The organism is Klebsiella sp. 54, from assembly GCF_018223875.1.
Lineage (GTDB): Bacteria > Pseudomonadota > Gammaproteobacteria > Enterobacterales > Enterobacteriaceae > Klebsiella > Klebsiella quasipneumoniae.
This window is the reverse complement of sequence record NZ_JAGRRA010000010.1, coordinates 123,173-139,559: the sequence shown is the minus strand read 5'-3', so window position 1 is coordinate 139,559 and position 16,387 is coordinate 123,173. Positions and strand designations below refer to the sequence as shown.

At 59.3% G+C, this 16,387-nt stretch carries 16 protein-coding genes; 5 read left to right on the top strand and 11 right to left on the bottom strand.

Annotation, left to right across the window (positions count from 1 at the left end; genetic code table 11):
* Positions 1 to 63 precede the first annotated feature (63 nt).
* Genes cysA through cysP form a run of 4 tightly spaced genes read right to left on the bottom strand, consistent with a single transcriptional unit; the run spans position 64 to position 3,872 of the window.
* Positions 64 to 1,158, bottom strand: a complete 1,095-nt coding sequence (gene cysA, locus KHQ24_RS19155) for a sulfate/thiosulfate ABC transporter ATP-binding protein CysA (RefSeq protein ID WP_004201991.1) — start codon at positions 1,156 to 1,158, stop codon at positions 64 to 66.
* On the bottom strand, positions 1,148 to 2,023 hold the full coding sequence (gene cysW, locus KHQ24_RS19150) for a sulfate/thiosulfate ABC transporter permease CysW (protein ID WP_004201990.1): 876 nt from the start codon (positions 2,021 to 2,023) through the stop codon (positions 1,148 to 1,150). The genes cysA and cysW overlap by 11 nt, the downstream gene beginning before the upstream one ends.
* Positions 2,023 to 2,856: a sulfate/thiosulfate ABC transporter permease CysT gene (gene cysT, locus KHQ24_RS19145; RefSeq protein ID WP_002913626.1), complete on the bottom strand. Its 834-nt coding sequence runs from the start codon at positions 2,854 to 2,856 to the stop codon at positions 2,023 to 2,025. Before cysT ends, cysW begins: the two co-directional genes overlap by 1 nt.
* Positions 2,856 to 3,872, bottom strand: a complete 1,017-nt coding sequence (gene cysP / locus KHQ24_RS19140) for a thiosulfate/sulfate ABC transporter substrate-binding protein CysP (protein WP_152650931.1) — start codon at positions 3,870 to 3,872, stop codon at positions 2,856 to 2,858. Before cysP ends, cysT begins: the two co-directional genes overlap by 1 nt.
* Before the next feature lie 200 nt (positions 3,873 to 4,072).
* Between cysP and KHQ24_RS19135 the strand changes: the two genes are divergently transcribed.
* Entirely contained in the window at positions 4,073 to 4,435 is a 363-nt protein-coding gene (locus KHQ24_RS19135; protein WP_072140508.1) for an endonuclease domain-containing protein, read from the top strand.
* A gap of 161 nt (positions 4,436 to 4,596) precedes the next feature.
* On the opposite strand, the gene KHQ24_RS19130 is transcribed toward KHQ24_RS19135, so the two are convergent.
* The 4 genes from KHQ24_RS19130 to KHQ24_RS19115 form a co-directional block, all read right to left on the bottom strand.
* Positions 4,597 to 5,496 carry a Dyp-type peroxidase gene (locus KHQ24_RS19130; protein WP_211777415.1) on the bottom strand — a complete coding sequence of 300 codons (900 nt, stop codon included), beginning with the start codon at positions 5,494 to 5,496 and terminating at the stop codon, positions 4,597 to 4,599.
* A gap of 94 nt (positions 5,497 to 5,590) precedes the next feature.
* Positions 5,591 to 6,166 carry an RpoE-regulated lipoprotein gene (locus tag KHQ24_RS19125; protein ID WP_057216558.1) on the bottom strand — a complete coding sequence of 192 codons (576 nt, stop codon included), beginning with the start codon at positions 6,164 to 6,166 and terminating at the stop codon, positions 5,591 to 5,593.
* A 61-nt stretch (positions 6,167 to 6,227) separates the two neighbouring features.
* Positions 6,228 to 6,677, bottom strand: a complete 450-nt coding sequence (locus KHQ24_RS19120) for a DUF2919 domain-containing protein (RefSeq protein ID WP_017900453.1) — start codon at positions 6,675 to 6,677, stop codon at positions 6,228 to 6,230.
* Positions 6,664 to 7,089 (bottom strand): GNAT family acetyltransferase, encoded by a 426-nt coding sequence (locus KHQ24_RS19115; protein WP_002913637.1) that lies wholly within the window; start codon positions 7,087 to 7,089, stop codon positions 6,664 to 6,666. The genes KHQ24_RS19120 and KHQ24_RS19115 overlap by 14 nt, the downstream gene beginning before the upstream one ends.
* A gap of 211 nt (positions 7,090 to 7,300) precedes the next feature.
* Between KHQ24_RS19115 and amiA the strand changes: the two genes are divergently transcribed.
* Both amiA and hemF read left to right on the top strand, forming a co-directional pair.
* The gene (gene amiA, locus KHQ24_RS19110) at positions 7,301 to 8,173 is read left to right on the top strand and encodes an N-acetylmuramoyl-L-alanine amidase AmiA (RefSeq protein WP_004201984.1); all 873 of its coding nucleotides are present in this window, start codon (positions 7,301 to 7,303) and stop codon (positions 8,171 to 8,173) included.
* Entirely contained in the window at positions 8,173 to 9,072 is a 900-nt protein-coding gene (gene hemF, locus KHQ24_RS19105) for an oxygen-dependent coproporphyrinogen oxidase (protein ID WP_064189602.1), read from the top strand. Before amiA ends, hemF begins: the two co-directional genes overlap by 1 nt.
* Before the next feature lie 53 nt (positions 9,073 to 9,125).
* On the opposite strand, the gene maeB is transcribed toward hemF, so the two are convergent.
* Positions 9,126 to 11,405, bottom strand: a complete 2,280-nt coding sequence (gene maeB, locus KHQ24_RS19100; protein ID WP_004201966.1) for an NADP-dependent oxaloacetate-decarboxylating malate dehydrogenase — start codon at positions 11,403 to 11,405, stop codon at positions 9,126 to 9,128.
* A gap of 294 nt (positions 11,406 to 11,699) precedes the next feature.
* Here maeB and tal point away from each other — a divergent pair, with 294 nt between their 5' ends.
* Together tal and tkt are read left to right on the top strand one after the other, a co-directional pair.
* Complete coding sequence (tal, locus tag KHQ24_RS19095; RefSeq protein ID WP_004201965.1) at positions 11,700 to 12,656, top strand: transaldolase; 957 nt, start codon at positions 11,700 to 11,702, stop codon at positions 12,654 to 12,656.
* A 16-nt stretch (positions 12,657 to 12,672) separates the two neighbouring features.
* Entirely contained in the window at positions 12,673 to 14,667 is a 1,995-nt protein-coding gene (tkt, locus tag KHQ24_RS19090; RefSeq protein ID WP_004201964.1) for a transketolase, read from the top strand.
* Here the strand turns inward: tkt and KHQ24_RS19085 are convergent.
* Both KHQ24_RS19085 and nudK read right to left on the bottom strand, forming a co-directional pair.
* Positions 14,657 to 15,703 carry a DUF1176 domain-containing protein gene (locus KHQ24_RS19085; RefSeq protein ID WP_004201962.1) on the bottom strand — a complete coding sequence of 349 codons (1,047 nt, stop codon included), beginning with the start codon at positions 15,701 to 15,703 and terminating at the stop codon, positions 14,657 to 14,659. The genes tkt and KHQ24_RS19085 overlap by 11 nt on opposite strands.
* A 63-nt stretch (positions 15,704 to 15,766) precedes the next feature.
* Positions 15,767 to 16,363 carry a GDP-mannose pyrophosphatase NudK gene (gene nudK, locus KHQ24_RS19080; RefSeq protein WP_002913754.1) on the bottom strand — a complete coding sequence of 199 codons (597 nt, stop codon included), beginning with the start codon at positions 16,361 to 16,363 and terminating at the stop codon, positions 15,767 to 15,769.
* Positions 16,364 to 16,387 lie beyond the last annotated feature (24 nt).

The window sequence follows — 16,387 nt, the reverse complement described above, 5'->3', positions numbered from 1 at the left end:
GCGTGATAATTTCAGACCGGGTAAGCACAGCCTCACCCGGCAAAAGCACATGGATTTAAGCTATCAGGCCGACTGCGCCAGAGCAAGCTCGCCGCGTGGCTCGATACGCTCGGTACCGTTGTACAGGCGCGCATTTTGCAGCCCGACGAACAGCCGTTCGCCGCGGGACGGCGCCTCATCGCCCGTTAACACCACGCTCAGCGGTTCGTCATACCACCCCAGAGGCTGGACGACTAATTGGGTGTAGTGTCCTTTCGGACTGGCCTCCAGGACCTGCACCGGCAGCGGCGAATCCAGGCTGGTTCGGCGGCTGATGTCCACTTCCCACGGACGCAGGAACAGATCCACCGGCCCCTGGTATGCCGGGGTATAGCCTAACGGCCAGCGGTGGGCGCCAACGTGGAACTGTCCGCCGCGGATAACCCCCTGCAGACGATTCACTTCCCCCATGAACTCCAGCACGAAGCGGGTGGACGGCTCACGCCACACGCGTTCAGGCGCATCGGCCTGTTCGATGTTGCCCTGGCTCATCACCACCACCCGGTCGGCAACTTCCATCGCCTCTTCCTGATCGTGGGTGACGAACACGCTGGTAAATTTTAGCTCTTCATGCAGCTGACGCAGCCAGCGGCGCAGCTCTTTACGCACCTGCGCATCCAGCGCGCCGAAAGGTTCATCCAGCAGCAGAATTTGCGGCTCTACCGCCAGGGCGCGCGCCAGCGCCACGCGCTGCTTCTGACCACCGGACAGCTGCGCCGGATAGCGATCCGCCAGGTGAGCCAGCTGCACCATCTCCAGCAGTTTGGTCACTTTGGCTTTAATCGCCGCCGCATTGGGTCGTTCACGGCGCGGCAGCACGGTCAGGCCAAAAGCGATGTTATCGAACACCGTCATATGGCGGAACAGCGCATAGTGCTGGAAGACGAAGCCCACTTTACGGTCGCGGGCGTGCATCCGGCTGACGTCGGTGCCGTGGAAGCGGATATGACCGCTGGTCTGATGCTCCAGCCCGGCGATAATCCGCAGCAGGGTAGTTTTCCCGGAGCCGGAAGGCCCCAGCAGCGCGACCATTTGTCCGGAAGGGATATCCAGCGAGATATCATTCAGCACCTGGGTGCGACCAAACGATTTCTTAATATTGGCAATCTCAATGCTCATGATTTCCCTCCTGTTGCGCGCGTTTTTCCTGATTGGCCAGACGCCATTGCAACATACTCTTTAAAAACAGGGTCAGAATAGCCATTAACGTCAGCAGGGCCGCGGCGGTAAACGAGCCGACGGTGTTGTAATCCTGCTCCAGTAATTCAATTTGCAGCGGCAGCGACAGCGTTTCTCCGCGGATCGAACCGGAGACCACCGACACCGCGCCGAATTCGCCGATGGCGCGGGCGTTGGTCAACACCACGCCGTACAGCAGCGCCCAGCGAATATTGGGCAACGTCACCCGGCGGAACATCTGCCATCCGGAAGCCCCCAGCAATACCGCCGCCTCATCTTCATGGCTGCCCTGACTCATCATCACCGGCACCAGCTCACGCACCACAAACGGACAGGTGACAAAGATCGTCGCCAGCACCATGCCCGGCCAGGCGAACATGATTTGCAGATTATGTGCATCAAGCCAGCCGCCCAGCGGACCGTTAGAGCCGTAGAACAGCAGATAAACCAGACCCGCGACCACCGGCGAGACGGCGAACGGGATATCCAGCATCGTCAACAGCAGCTGGCGTCCCGGGAACGTAAAGCGCGTGACCAGCCAGGCCAGCAAGGTCCCGAACACCAGATTCACCGGCACGGTAATCAAGGCGATCATCACCGTCAGCCAGATGGCGTGCAGCATGTCCGGGTTCGCCAGGTTTTCCAGCACCGGCATTAACCCTTTGCTGAAGGCCTGGATGAAGATATAGAGCATCGGCACCACAAGGATGAAGGCGGAAACCAGCATCCCGACGCCAATCAGAAACCATTTGCCCCAGTTGATGCGGGGCGCGTCGTAGCGTTTCAATTGAGTAACTTCCGCCATTAGTGACCTACCACGCGTCGACCAAAGCGACTCTGCAGGGTATTGATGGAAAACAGCAGCAGCAGCGAGGCGGCCAGGATCACCGAGGCGATGGCGCTCGCCGCCGGATAGTCAAACTCCTGCAGACGAATAAAGATCATCAGCGACGTCACTTCCGTCTTCCACGCGATGTTGCCGGCGATAAAAATCACCGCGCCGAATTCGCCGAGGCTGCGGGTAAACGACAGAGCGATGCCCGCCAGCAGCGCCGGCGACAGCTCCGGCAGGACCACCTTGCGGAAACTCTGCCAGCGCGTGGCGCCCAGCGTTTCCGCTGCCTCTTCATATTCCGGTCCCAGCTCTTCCAGCACCGGCTGCACGGTACGCACCACGAACGGGATGCTGGTGAAAGCCATCGCCACGGCGATACCGAGCCAGGTATAGGTCACTTTAATATCGAACTTCGCCAGCCATTCCCCGTAAATGCCGTTTACCGAAAACAGCGAGGCCAGGGTCAGGCCGGCTACCGCCGTCGGCAGCGCAAACGGCAGGTCCATTAAGGCATCCAGCAGCGTGCGGCCCGGAAAACGATAGCGGGTAAGGATCCACGCCATCAGCAGACCGAAGACGCCGTTAAAAATCGAGGCCACGAACGCCGACAGCAGGGTCACCTTATAGGCCGCCACCACCTGCGGGTTGGTGATCACATCCCAGTACTGCGCCCAGCTCATCTGCGCCAGCTGCATCACCAGCGCGCTGAGCGGTAATAACAGAATCAGACAGACAAACAGCAGGCTGGTGCCGAGGCTCAGGGTAAAGCCCGGCAGCACGCGCTTGGACGACACAGCAAACATTACTTACGCCCCGCCGCCAGCAGTTTGTCCAGTTCGCCGCCGCTGGCGAAGTGGGTTTTCATCACCTCAGGCCAGGAGCCAAACTTGTCCTCCACGCGGAACAGTTCGGTCTGCGGGAATTTATCCTTCAGCGAATCCATCACTTTCGGGTTGTTTACCCGATAGTAGTAGTCGGTAATGATGCTCTGCGCCTGCGGGCTGTAGAGCCAGTTCAGATAGGCTTTCGCCGCCTTTTCCGTGCCGTTGGCTTTGACGTTTTTATCCACCCAGGCCACCGGGAACTCCGCCAGAATGTTGGTTTTCGGGATCACCACTTCAAATCCCTGCGCCTCATACTGCTTGCGAATATTGTTCACTTCCGACTCGAAACTGATCAGCACATCGCCCAGGCCGCGCTCGGCGAAGGTAGTGGTCGCCCCGCGTCCGCCGGTGTCGAAGACTTCGACGTTCTTCAGGAACTGGGTCATAAACTGTTCGGTTTTGGCTTTATCGCCACCGTCGGCTTTATCCGCCGCGCCCCAAGCCGCCAGGTAGGTGTACCGCGCGTTGCCCGAGGTTTTCGGGTTCGGGAAGATCAGCTTAACGTCAGAGCGGACCAGGTCGTTCCAGTCATGAATGTTTTTCGGGTTGCCTTTGCGCACCAGGAAGCCCATCGTCGAATAGAACGGCGAGCTGTTGTTTGGCAGGCGGCTTTGCCAGTCGGCCGGGATCAGGTTGCCTTTGTCATGCAGGATCTGCACGTCCGTCACCTGGTTGTAGGTCACCACGTCCGCCTTCAGGCCCTGCAGGATCGCCAGCGCCTGCTTGGAAGAGCCGGCGTGCGACTGCTTGATGGTCAGCTTGTCTCCACCATTGTCCTTCGCCCACTGCTGCTCAAAAGGCGGGTTAAGGGCGGCAAACAGCTCGCGGGAGACATCATAGGAGCTGTTCAGCAGCTCCGTCGCCTGCGCCTGCGCCACCAGCAGCAGGGAAGCCGCCAGCGCCAGATATCCTTTTTTCAGTGATTTAACGGCCATTGCGCACCCTTATCAAAAATGATCATTTACTGATGATCATCATATTTATAACGGGTACGAAAGGAGTAACGGTTTTATATACCGTTTGGCGATTTGGAAGTCGAAAAGGGAATAAGCACCTGGCAAAGCTTAGCTGAAAGCGGCTCGCAGATTAGACGTGTCATTGTGACAAACGGCAGCCAGGCGCGCACTGGGTTTATATGAAAAACACACAGATATTTGCTCGTCAGCTCAGACGTAGCTTAACGCCAACAGAACGTCGACTATGGTACTTACTGCGCAACCGCCGTTTTGCTTGCTATAAGTTTCGCCGCCAGCATCCCGTTGGCCCCTATATTCTCGATTTTGCCTGCTGCGCAACATGGCTGGCGATTGAACTGGACGGCGGTCAACACGATCCGAGACGCGTCTACGATGTTCGCCGCACCCGCTGGCTACAGAGTCAGGGATGGCGGGTTTTACGCTTCTGGAATAATGAGTTTGAAGAGTATGAAGAGGCGGTGATGGAGAGGATACTTGAAGCGCTTGAGTCGCCAATGCCCTCACCCCGCCCCTCTCCCTGAGGGAGAGGGAGAAAGAGAGTCCGCACGCAGATTCCATAACCGCACCGAACGGTTCCCTCTCCCTCAACGAGAGGGAGAAAGAGAGTCCACACGCAGATTCCATAACCGCACCGTACCGTCCCCTCTCCCCTTTGGGGAGAGGGTTAGGGTGAGGGGACAAATTACAGCGCCTGAATACGCTCAAGCGACGGCGCGAAGTAATAGCCGCCGGTCACTGGTTTGGTGAAGCGCAGCATCGCGTCGCGTTTGCCGTCGGTATCGCCGAACATGCTCAGCAGCTGCTGCTCGATGTTGTACAGACGCGCGCAGTAAGCGCAAAAATAGAGGCCATGGGTACCGCTGGCGGTGCCATACGGCAGGCTCTGGCGAACAATTTTCAGCCCTTTGCCATCTTCTTTTAAGTCAACGCGGCTCAGGTGCGACGTGACCGGACGTTCGTCGCCATCGATCTCTTCATTGGCTTCCTTGGTGCGGCCGATCATCATCTCCTGATCCGGCACGCTCATGCGGTTCAGCTGTTTGAGATTATGCTCCCAGCGCTGGACGAACACGTAGCTGCCGCCCGCGTCCACGCCGTCTTTGATCACCGCCACTTCACGACGGGTTTCTTCCCCCGCCGGGTTTTCGGTGCCGTCGACGAAGCCGCTGAGGTCACGCTCTTCCACCCAGCGGAAGCCGTGGATCTCTTCTTTCACCTCGATAGCGTCGCCAAAGGCGGCCAGCGCGGCCTGCGCTACCGAGAAGTTCACTTCATGGCGGGCGGATAAAATATGAATCAGCAGGTCATACTGGGTGGACGGCGCCAGCCCTTTGCCGTAGACCGGAAAATCTTTTAACTCTTCCGCCCCTTCGCCGCCGCTCAGCTGACGCCAGGCGTTATTGCCGAACGCCACCACGGCACCGAGTTTGGCGTCAGGGAATTTAGCCTGAAAGGTGGCCACTTTATCGACAAAAATTTTGCTCGCTTCGCGCAGGGCGTTAACGTCCCCTTTGACATTGGCTTCAATCCAAATCGCCGCGCGGCAATGTTCCGGCAAAATGCCGCTCTGAACCTGAGACATCGCTCCTCCTGAAATGATGCAACCACAACGCTGTCGCGTTGCTAACGCGCCATTGTAACCGTTTTTCAGGGCCGTCGTGTCTCTTCAGATCAATTTAGCGACGCCAGATAATTTTGCTGACCTTCCAGTTTTTCAGCGTATCGTCGGAGGGCATCAGTTCGTCCGGGCCGCTCCAGTGGCCAGTGAAGGCGTAACTGATATGCTGGCTCCCCTCGGCCTGGCACTCGACGACCGCCCCGTTGTCATTGCTGCCTTTCTGGCAGTTGCCGAAGGCTTTGCTGTACAGATCGCTGAACGGTGTGCCGATTTTCACGCCGCTGGCGGTTTTGATTTCGGCATCACGCACCTCAATCCGGCTGATGGCACCGTTGTCACCATTGATGGTCAGCGCCACACTGTTGTCTTTCAGCGCTTCAAAGTAGTGGACGATATTGCCCTGATCGGTCTTCATTCCGCTGCGCAAACGATAGTCGCCCCCCAGGGCATCGCTAATGGCCTGTTCGTTGAGCGGCGTGGACGCCGTCAGTTTACCCACCCCCTGCTCGGTCACCTCGGTGGAAGAACCAAACCAGTTCCACGGATAGGCCGCCGACCAGTTGACCGCGCTCATCGTTGAGCAGCCGGTGAGCGCCAGCGGAAGCGCGCAGAGCATTACACGTAGCGATTTCATTTCACAATCCTTTCTGAGTCATTCAACGCATGTTGGAGTTCACGATCGGTAAAAAGTGCCATTAAAAGCTAGTCTGGCGAAAACAGGCGCCGAGGCGACGGCTGGTTGCCAGCCACCACAGGGCATAGCCATCCGCGACCAGCAGCGCAATGGTCAGCGATGAGGGCGATTCGCCGCTCAGCCATAGCATCGGCTGCCAGAGCAACAGCAGCACTTGCGATAGCACCAGCAGCCAGCGCATCGCCCGCCACAGGCGCGGCAGGCGCTGACGATAGCCGCTAAGCAGAAAGGCCAGCACCGCCGGCACGCCGGGAAGTAAACCGAGCCAGAAGCGGTCGTGATCGGGATAGAACAGATTCAGAATCGCGTCGCCCTGCTGGCGCGACGCGCCGGCCATCAAGAACAGCACCCACGTGCGGGCCTGTAACAACAGTACGCACCAGAAAAGAAAAGGCAGGCGCAGACGGCCATGGGCATCAAAATCGGCGGGGATAAACTCAGTATTCTTCATCTTCAATCAGGCGTTTGCCCAGGGTCAGAACGTCGGCGTACTCATAGCCCAGCCGCTCGTACATCCCCTGCACCACGTCGTTGTCCTCGCGGACCATAATATTGATTTTCGGGCAGCCGCGAGCAATCAGCTTTTTCTCCAGACGGTTGAGCAACGCGTTCGCGATACCCCGGCCGCGATATTCCGGATGGACCCCCAGATAGTAGGCCGACCCGCGATGGCCGTCATATCCGCCCATCACCGTACCGACGACTTCGCCGTTCACTTCCGCCACCAGGAACAGGCTGACATCGTGATTCAGCTTGCGCTCAATATCCATCTCCGGATCGTTCCAGGGACGCAGCAGATCGCAACGCTCCCACAGCGTCACAACCTCTTCGAAATCCTGCTGGCGAAAAACGCGAATCTCCATGGTATTCCCCACCATTGACGGTTAAAAACAGTGATTATGGCGCGAATATGACTGATAGCCAATATCAGGCGAAATCAGCGACAAAAAATGGCATAATATGACTTTGTCATGTATTGAAATGAAAAGTAAAACAATTCTTATTTTGAATGGTCGTAACGGCAAACGCGATACGATATAACATTGGACATCACTTGTTTACAATTCAGGCCGAATGAGCACTTTTAAACCCTTAAAAATACTTGCTTCGCGCCGTCAGGTGCTGAAAGCCGGGCTGGCTGCCATGACGCTGAGCGGCGTCACTGCACAGGTCAGCGCAAAAGAGCAGCCACTGAAAACATCAAATGGACACAGCAAACCCGCCGCCAAAAAGGCCGGCGCCCGCCGCATTGTGATGCTCGACCCGGGCCACGGCGGCATCGACACCGGGGCTATCGGCCATAATGGCTCGAAAGAGAAGCATGTGGTGCTGGCGATCGCTAAGAACGTGCGCAGCATCTTGCGCAGCAACGGCATTGACGCCCGCTTGACCCGCACCGGCGATACCTTTATCCCGCTGTATGACCGCGTGGAGATTGCCCATCAGCATGGCGCCGATCTGTTTATGTCGATCCACGCCGACGGCTTCACCAACCCGAGCGCCGCCGGCGCCTCGGTGTTCGCCCTGTCAAACCGCGGGGCGAGTAGCGCCATGGCGAAATACCTCTCCGATCGCGAAAACCGCGCCGACGAGGTCGCCGGTAAGAAAGCGACGGATAAAGACCATCTGCTGCAGCAGGTGCTGTTCGATCTGGTGCAGACCGACACCATTAAAAACAGCCTGACGCTGGGCTCGCATATCCTCAAAAAGATCAAGCCGGTGCATAAGCTACACAGCCGCAATACCGAACAGGCGGCGTTCGTGGTGCTGAAGTCGCCGTCCATACCGTCCGTGCTGGTGGAAACCTCGTTCATTACTAACCCGAACGAGGAAAAACTGCTCGGCACCACCGCCTTCCGGCAGAAAATCGCCACCGCGATTGCCAACGGCATTATCAGCTATTTCCACTGGTTCGATAACCAGAAAGCCCATTCGAAGAGACGTTAATGAAACCCGATGCCGCGCAGGTTAAAACTTTTCTGCTCCAGCTGCAGGACAGCCTCTGTCAGCAGCTGAGCGCCGTAGATGGCGCGCCGTTTATTGAAGACGCCTGGCAGCGGGAAGGCGGCGGCGGCGGACGCAGCCGGGTGCTGCGCGAGGGCAATGTGTTCGAACAGGCCGGGGTCAATTTCTCCCACGTCCATGGCGACGCCATGCCTGCCTCCGCCACGGCCCACCGCCCGGAGCTGGCCGGACGCAGCTTTGAAGCCATGGGCGTCTCGCTGGTGGTTCATCCGCTGAACCCCTATGTGCCCACCAGCCATGCCAACGTGCGGTTCTTTATTGCCGAGAAGCCCGGCGCCGACCCGGTGTGGTGGTTCGGCGGCGGCTTTGATTTAACCCCTTACTATGGCTTTGAAGAGGATGCCGTCCACTGGCATCGTACCGCCCGCGATCTGTGTCAGCCGTTCGGCGAGGAAGTCTATCCGCGCTATAAAAAATGGTGCGATGAGTACTTCTATCTCAAGCACCGCCAGGAGCAGCGCGGCATCGGCGGTCTGTTCTTTGACGACCTGAACACCCCGGATTTTGACCACTGCTTCGCCTTTATGCAGGCGGTTGGGAACGGCTATGCTGATGCCTATTTACCCATCGTCGAACGCCGGAAAGCCACGCCGTACGGCGAGCGCGAGCGCCATTTTCAGCTCTATCGCCGCGGCCGCTACGTTGAATTCAATCTGGTCTGGGACCGCGGCACCCTGTTCGGTCTGCAGACCGGCGGTAGGACGGAATCGATTCTGATGTCGATGCCGCCGCTGGTACGCTGGGAATATGATTACCAGCCGGAGGCCGGCAGCCCCGAAGCGGCGCTGAGCGAGTTTATTAAAGTGAAAGCTTGGATCTAAACGAAGCCAATTCAGACCAAAAGCCCCGGAGTACCGGGGCTTTTTTATGACGTTTACAGCGGTTCGGTTTGCGCTTCGACAACCGCCAGCGCCACCATATTCACGATGCGACGCACGGAGGCGATCGGCGTCAGAATATGCACCGGCTTCGCGACTCCCATCAGCACCGGCCCGACGGTTACCCCTTCCGAACTGGAGACGCGCAGCAGGTTATAGCTGATCCGGGCGGCTTCCATATTCGGCATCACCAGAATATTGGCCGACCCCTTCAGCGGGCTGTCCGGCATGCGATCGTTGCGGATGCTTTCCACCAGCGCGGCGTCGCCATGCATTTCACCATCGATCATCAGCTCCGGGGCGCGGGCCTTCACCAGCTCCAGGGTTTTACGCATCTTGCTGGCTGACGGGCAGTCGGCAGAGCCAAAGTTGGAGTGCGACAGCAACGCCACCCGCGGCTCAATACCAAAGCGACGCACGCTTTCCGCCGCCATCAGGGTGATCTCTGCCAGCTCTTCCGGCGAGGGATCGTGATTGACATAGGTATCGGCGATAAAGGTGTTACCGCTCGGCAGCAGCAGCGCGTTCATCGCCCCGGCGGTGCTGACGCCGTCGCGATAGCCGAACAGCGGCTGCACCACGCGGTAGTGGTCGTGGTACTCGCCAATGGTGCCGCAGATCATCGCATCCGCTTCGCCACGGTGAACCATGATGGCGCCAATCACTGTGGTGTTGCTAATCACCGCCCGCTGCGCCTGCTCCTGGGTAATGCCGCGGCGCTTCATCAGCTGATAGTACTCGCTCCAGTACTCTTTAAACCGCGGGTCGGATTCATTATTGACGATCTCGAAGTCAACGCCGGCCTTGATCTGCAGGCCCAGCTTCTGGATGCGCATTTCAATCACGCTTGGGCGGCCCACCAGAATCGGTTTGGCCAGCCCCAGCGACACCAGCTCCTGGGTGGCGTGCAGCACCCGGGTCTCCTCCCCTTCCGCCAGCACCACACGCTTCGGCTCTTTGCGCGCCTGAGAGAAGATAGGCTTCATAAACAGGTTGGTCTTATAGACGAACTCGCTCAGCTTCTCGATATAGGCGTCAAAATCAGCGATCGGGCGCGTCGCCACGCCGGAGTCCATCGCCGCCTTCGCCACCGCGGGGGCGATCTTGACGATCAGCCGCGGGTCGAACGGTTTCGGAATGATGTAGTCCGGGCCAAAGCTTAAATCCTGATCGCCGTAGGCGGAGGCCACCACTTCGCTCTGCTCAGCGTGGGCCAGCTCGGCAATGGCATGCACCGCCGCCAGCTTCATCTCTTCGTTGATCGCCGTCGCGCCGACGTCCAGCGCGCCGCGGAAGATGAACGGGAAGCAGAGCACGTTGTTGACCTGGTTAGGATAGTCGGAGCGGCCGGTGCAGATGATGGCATCATCGCGGACCTGCTTCGCCAGCGGCGGCAGAATTTCCGGCTCCGGATTGGCCAGGGCGAGGATCAGCGGCGCGCGCGCCATCTTCTTCACCATCTCCGGGGTCAGCACTTTCGGACCGGAGCAGCCGAGGAAAATGTCCGCGCCGTCGATCACGTCATCGAGGGTGCGTTTGCCGTCGTCTTCCACTGCATAGGCCGCTTTGGTTTCCGCCATGTTGGGCTCACGATCCTTATAGATAACGCCTTTCGAATCGCAGACCACGATGTTGTGCTTTTGCATCCCCAGCGCCACCAGCAGGTTCATGCAGGCAATTGCCGCCGCCCCGGCGCCGGAGACCACCATCCGCACGTCGGACAGATTCTTCTCAACGACGCGCAGGCCGTTGAGGATCGCCGCGGTGCTGATGATCGCCGTGCCGTGCTGATCGTCGTGGAAAACCGGAATATTCATCCGCTCGCGCAGCTGCTGCTCAATGTAGAAACACTCAGGCGCTTTAATATCTTCGAGGTTGATACCGCCGAAGGTCGGCTCGAGGGCGGCGACGACGTTAATGAATTTATCCGGGTCCAGCTCATCGACTTCGATATCAAACACATCGATGCCGGCGAATTTCTTAAACAGGACGCCTTTGCCCTCCATCACCGGCTTGCCGGCCAGCGCGCCGATGTTACCGAGTCCCAGCACCGCGGTGCCGTTGGAGACCACCGCCACCAGGTTGCCGCGGGCGGTATATTTGTAGGCCGCCAGCGGATCTTTTTCAATTTCCAGACAGGGGGCCGCGACGCCCGGCGAGTAGGCCAGCGCCAGATCGCGCTGGGTGGCGAGAGGTTTGGTCGGCGAGACCTGGATTTTTCCGGGAACCGGAAATTCGTGGAAGTCGAGGGCGCTCTGTTTTAACTGCTCATCCATTTTATATTCCTTTCTTTCACGTATCGTTCGTAGGGAAAAAGCGTGATGACCATCCTGTCGTTCACCTTTCAGTGGCAGACAGTATCCCTCCTGGCGGGGCGATAAACTTTGAACACCGCCAAACTCTAGCCATCGCTATGATCTGGTTGTTATCAATTTATAGCGGTTATGTTACCCGGATTCGCCGCCAATAATAGCCCCGTCTGCTATGCTTTTTGGTTATGTACCTCATCAATATTTATACCGCATACCGGCAAGCACTCATGTAACACCTTGTTCCAGGAGGACTTATCTATGAATCAGCTAGACAGTATCAAGCAGTTCACCACCGTGGTCGCCGACAGCGGCGACATCGAATCCATCCGCCACTACCATCCGGAAGATGCCACCACTAACCCCTCCCTGCTGCTGAAGGCCGCCGGCCTGGCGTCCTATAGCGGACTCATTGACGACGCGATCGCCTGGGCGAAAAAGCAAGGAGGCGGCCGTGAAGCGCAGGTGACTCACGCCTGCGATAAGCTGGCGGTCAATTTTGGCGCGGAGATCCTCAAAAGCATTCCGGGCCGGGTTTCCACCGAGGTAGACGCCCGGCTCTCCTTCAACCGGGAGAAGAGCATCGAGAAAGCGCGCCATCTGGTGGCGCTGTATCAGGAGATGGGCATTGATAAGTCACGGATCCTGATCAAGCTGGCCTCCACCTGGGAGGGGATCCGTGCCGCCGAGACCCTGGAAAAAGAGGGGATCCACTGCAACCTGACGCTGCTGTTTTCCTTCGCCCAGGCCCGGGCCTGCGCCGAGGCCGGGGTCTATCTGATCTCCCCTTTCGTCGGACGTATTTATGACTGGTATCAGGCGCGCAAACCGCTGGATCCTTACGTGGTTGAGGAAGATCCGGGGGTGAAATCCGTGCGCAATATCTATGACTACTTCAAACAGCATAAATACAACACCATCGTGATGGGCGCCAGCTTCCGCCGCACCGAGCAGATCCTTGCCCTGGTCGGCTGCGACCGGCTGACCATCGCCCCGCCCCTGTTAAAAGAGCTGCAGGCCAGCGACGCCCCGGTGGTGCGCAAACTGATCCCTGCCAGCCAGATCCTGCCGCGCCCGGTGCCGCTCAGCGAGGCGGAGTTCCGCTGGGAACATAATCAGGATCCGATGGCGGTCGAAAAGCTGGCGGAGGGTATCCGCCTGTTCGCCGTCGATCAACGCAAACTGGAAGATCTGCTTGCCGCCAAACTGTCACTTTAGTCTCACGGAGAAAACTATGTCCCGAAGAGAGCTTGCCAACGCCATCCGCGCCCTGAGCATGGACGCGGTGCAGAAAGCCAATTCCGGCCACCCCGGTGCGCCAATGGGGATGGCAGACATTGCCGAAGTGCTGTGGAACGATTTTCTCAAGCACAATCCGCAGAACCCTGGCTGGGTGGACCGCGACCGTTTTATTCTGTCCAACGGCCACGCGTCGATGCTGCTCTACAGTCTGCTGCACCTGTCCGGCTACGATCTGCCGCTGTCAGAGCTGAAGCAGTTCCGCCAGCTGCACTCTAAAACGCCGGGTCACCCGGAGCATGGCTATACCCCCGGGGTGGAGACCACCACCGGCCCGCTGGGCCAGGGGCTGGCGAACGCCGTCGGTATGGCCATCGCCGAACGCACCCTGGCGGCGCAGTTTAACCGCCCCGGTCATGAGATTATCGACCATCACACCTGGGTTTTCATGGGCGATGGTTGTCTGATGGAGGGGATCTCCCATGAGGCCTGTTCGCTGGCAGGCACGCTCGGACTGGGCAAGCTGATCGGTTTTTACGACCACAACGGCATCTCCATCGACGGCAAAACCGACGGCTGGTTTACCGATGATACGGCAGAACGTTTCCGCGCCTACCACTGGCACGTGATCGGCGACATTGACGGCCACGATCCGCAGGCCATCAAACAGGCCATTACGGAAGCGCAGGCGGTGAAAGATAAGCCGTCGCTGATCATTTGTCGGACCATCATCGGCTTCGGTTCGCCCAACAAAGCCGGCTCAGAGGAGTCGCACGGCGCGGCGCTGGGTGAAAAAGAGGTGGCCCTGGCCCGCCAGCAGCTGGGCTGGAAACATCCCCCCTTTGAGATCCCGAAAGAGATCTATCAGGGCTGGGATGCGCGTCCACGCGGCGAAAAAGCCGAGCACGACTGGAACGAGAAATTCGCCGCCTACCGGCAGCAGTTCCCGGAGCTGGCCGCTGAGCTGACCCGCCGCATGGATGGCGCCCTGCCGGAGGATTTTGCCGCGACCGCCCGCGACTACGTGGCGAAGCTGCAGGCCGAGCCGGCGAAGATCGCCAGCCGGAAAGCCTCGCAGAACGCGCTGAACGCGTATGGCCCGCACCTCCCGGAGCTGCTGGGCGGTTCGGCGGATCTGGCGCCGAGTAACCTGACCATATGGTCTGGCTCGACATCGATTAAAGAGGATGCCGCGGGCAACTATATTCACTACGGCGTGCGCGAATTCGGCATGACCGCGGTGGCCAACGGCATCGCCCTACACGGGGGATTCATCCCCTATACCTCGACCTTCCTGATGTTTGTGGAATACGCCCGCAACGCCGCGCGCATGGCGGCGCTGATGAAGGCCCGGCAGATCATGGTCTATACCCATGACTCCATCGGTCTGGGGGAAGACGGTCCGACCCACCAGGCGGTGGAACAGCTGGCCAGTCTGCGGCTGACGCCCAACTTCAGCACCTGGCGCCCATGCGACCAGGTGGAGACCGCTGTCGCCTGGCAGGCGGCCATCGCGCGTCAGGGCGGACCGACGGCGCTGATCCTGTCGCGACAAAACCTGGCGCAGATGCCGCGCACCCCGCAACAGGTGCAGGATATCGCCCGGGGCGGCTACGTGCTGAAGGATGCCGGAGGCAAACCCGACCTGATCCTCATCGCCACCGGCTCGGAAGTGGAGATCACCGTCCTGGCGGCGGAAAAATTGTTGGCCAACGGGGTGAATGTGCGAGTGGTTTCGCTCCCCTCCACCGATGTGTTTGACGCTCAGGACGAGGCCTGGCGCGAGTCGGTGCTGCCGTCGGACGTCAGCGCCCGGGTGGCGGTCGAGGCCGGGATAGCGGACTACTGGTATAAATATGTCGGCTTAAAAGGCAAGATTGTCGGCATGACCGGCTACGGTGAATCCGCCCCGGCGGAGCAGCTGTTCCCGTTCTTTGGCTTTACGGTCGACCATATCGTCGCCACCGCCGAACAGGTGCTTAACGGGTGATCCACAGCGTGGGCCAGGCGTCTGGCCCCTGCCAGTTGTCGCACGTCGGCTGCTGCGCGTAGCGGGAGAGGCTGAACCGCTGGCCGTCAAAACGCCAGCGGGTCTGGATCCCGCAATCGCCAGACGCGCGCCCCTTGTCCAGGGTCACCAGCTCATGGCGGCGGTCATCATAGCTGGCGTTAATAAGCTCTATCTCCCGCGGCGCCTCGCCCGGCGGCTGAAATGGCAGCGTTAGCCGCACCTGGCGGGCGACATACGGGCGCTGGCGGGAGACCAGCCAGGCCAGCCAGACGGTGTTGTACGCCCCGGATTCGCAGCTGGTCATCAGCAGCACTTTGTCATCCGTCAGGGCAGTGACGCGAATTTCGCGGCGGAACGGATCGAGGGAGCAGTTACTGTTGCTCATCCGCTCATTGCCATAGTCCATCAGATCGTTGAGCTCATCACGCCCCAGCGGCGACTGCGCCATGTCTGCGCTCGCCACCGCGCGCAGCGCCGGCGCCGGCGGTACGCTGAGCGGCGGCTCCTCCCCTTTGCCAACCCAGGCCGTTTCGCTGCCCACCCGCTTTTGCCGGGCGTCGATAAAAAACAGGGCCGCTTTCAGCCCCTGCAGGGAGATAGTCTGCAGGCCGTTGGCCAACGAGAGGGTTTTTCCCTCCTGTACCCGCTGGAGGAACGCATCGATCGTCACGCTGTCGTCAGTTTTAATGAGTTTATCTTCAATGCGCCAGCGCTTGTCGGTCAGGGACAGCGGTTTACCATCCAGCAGCAGGCGCGGCGCTATCGGCGCGAGCGTCGCCACCGGATTGCCGGTGCCGCCCAGTTCGATACGCAGGCTGGCATCAGTAGCCGCCCCGGCGCTGCGGCTGAGGGTCATCACCAGACCATAATGCAGCCCCACGTTGCGGGTGACGCAGAAGTTTTGGTTATTACAGGTGACCTGCCAGTCGTTGAAGCGCTGCTGCGCCGGTGCCGACCATGCCTGTGAGCAAGGCAGCACCGCCAGAAAGAGGAAAAAAATGATGCGAAAAAGCATGAACCGCCCGACCCCAGATAAACCCAACCACGGCGCCTATCCTGGACAACGGCAGCCGCTGACTCAATCGGATTTGTCAGAGTTCCCCGACATCAGGCCAGAGGTTTGCAAATACTGCAGCAGAATGACCGCTTTCCCGTCGCGGATCTCCCCGTCAGCGACCATCTGCAGCGCCTGGCTAAAGGGCAGCTCCAGCACCTCGATGGCTTCGTCATCCACCCCGCCGCCGCTGGTCGTTCGCTGCGCGTCGCTGTACTCAGCGATAAAGAAATGCACCACTTCGGTGACGCCCCCTGGCGACATAAACAGCTCAAACAGCTTTCGCACCTCGCCCACTTCATAGCCGGTCTCTTCCACTGCCTCTTTACGAATGCAGGCCTCCGGCTCGTCGTTGTCCAGCAGCCCGGCGCAGGTTTCAATCAGCATGCCGTCATGATTGCCATTGACCCAGGTGGCGACCCGAAACTGACGCACCAGGACCACCGTCTGCTTATGGCGGTTATAGAGCAGCACGGTGGCGCCATTGCCGCGATCGTAGACCTCGCGCTTGTGGCGCACCACGCTGCCGTCCGCCCGCGTCAGCTCATAGGTCATGTTGCGTAGTACGAACCAGTTCTCAGAGAGGATTTTATCTTTAATGACGTGAATATTGAGTGACATACCGACCCCACAGCGTAAAAGGAC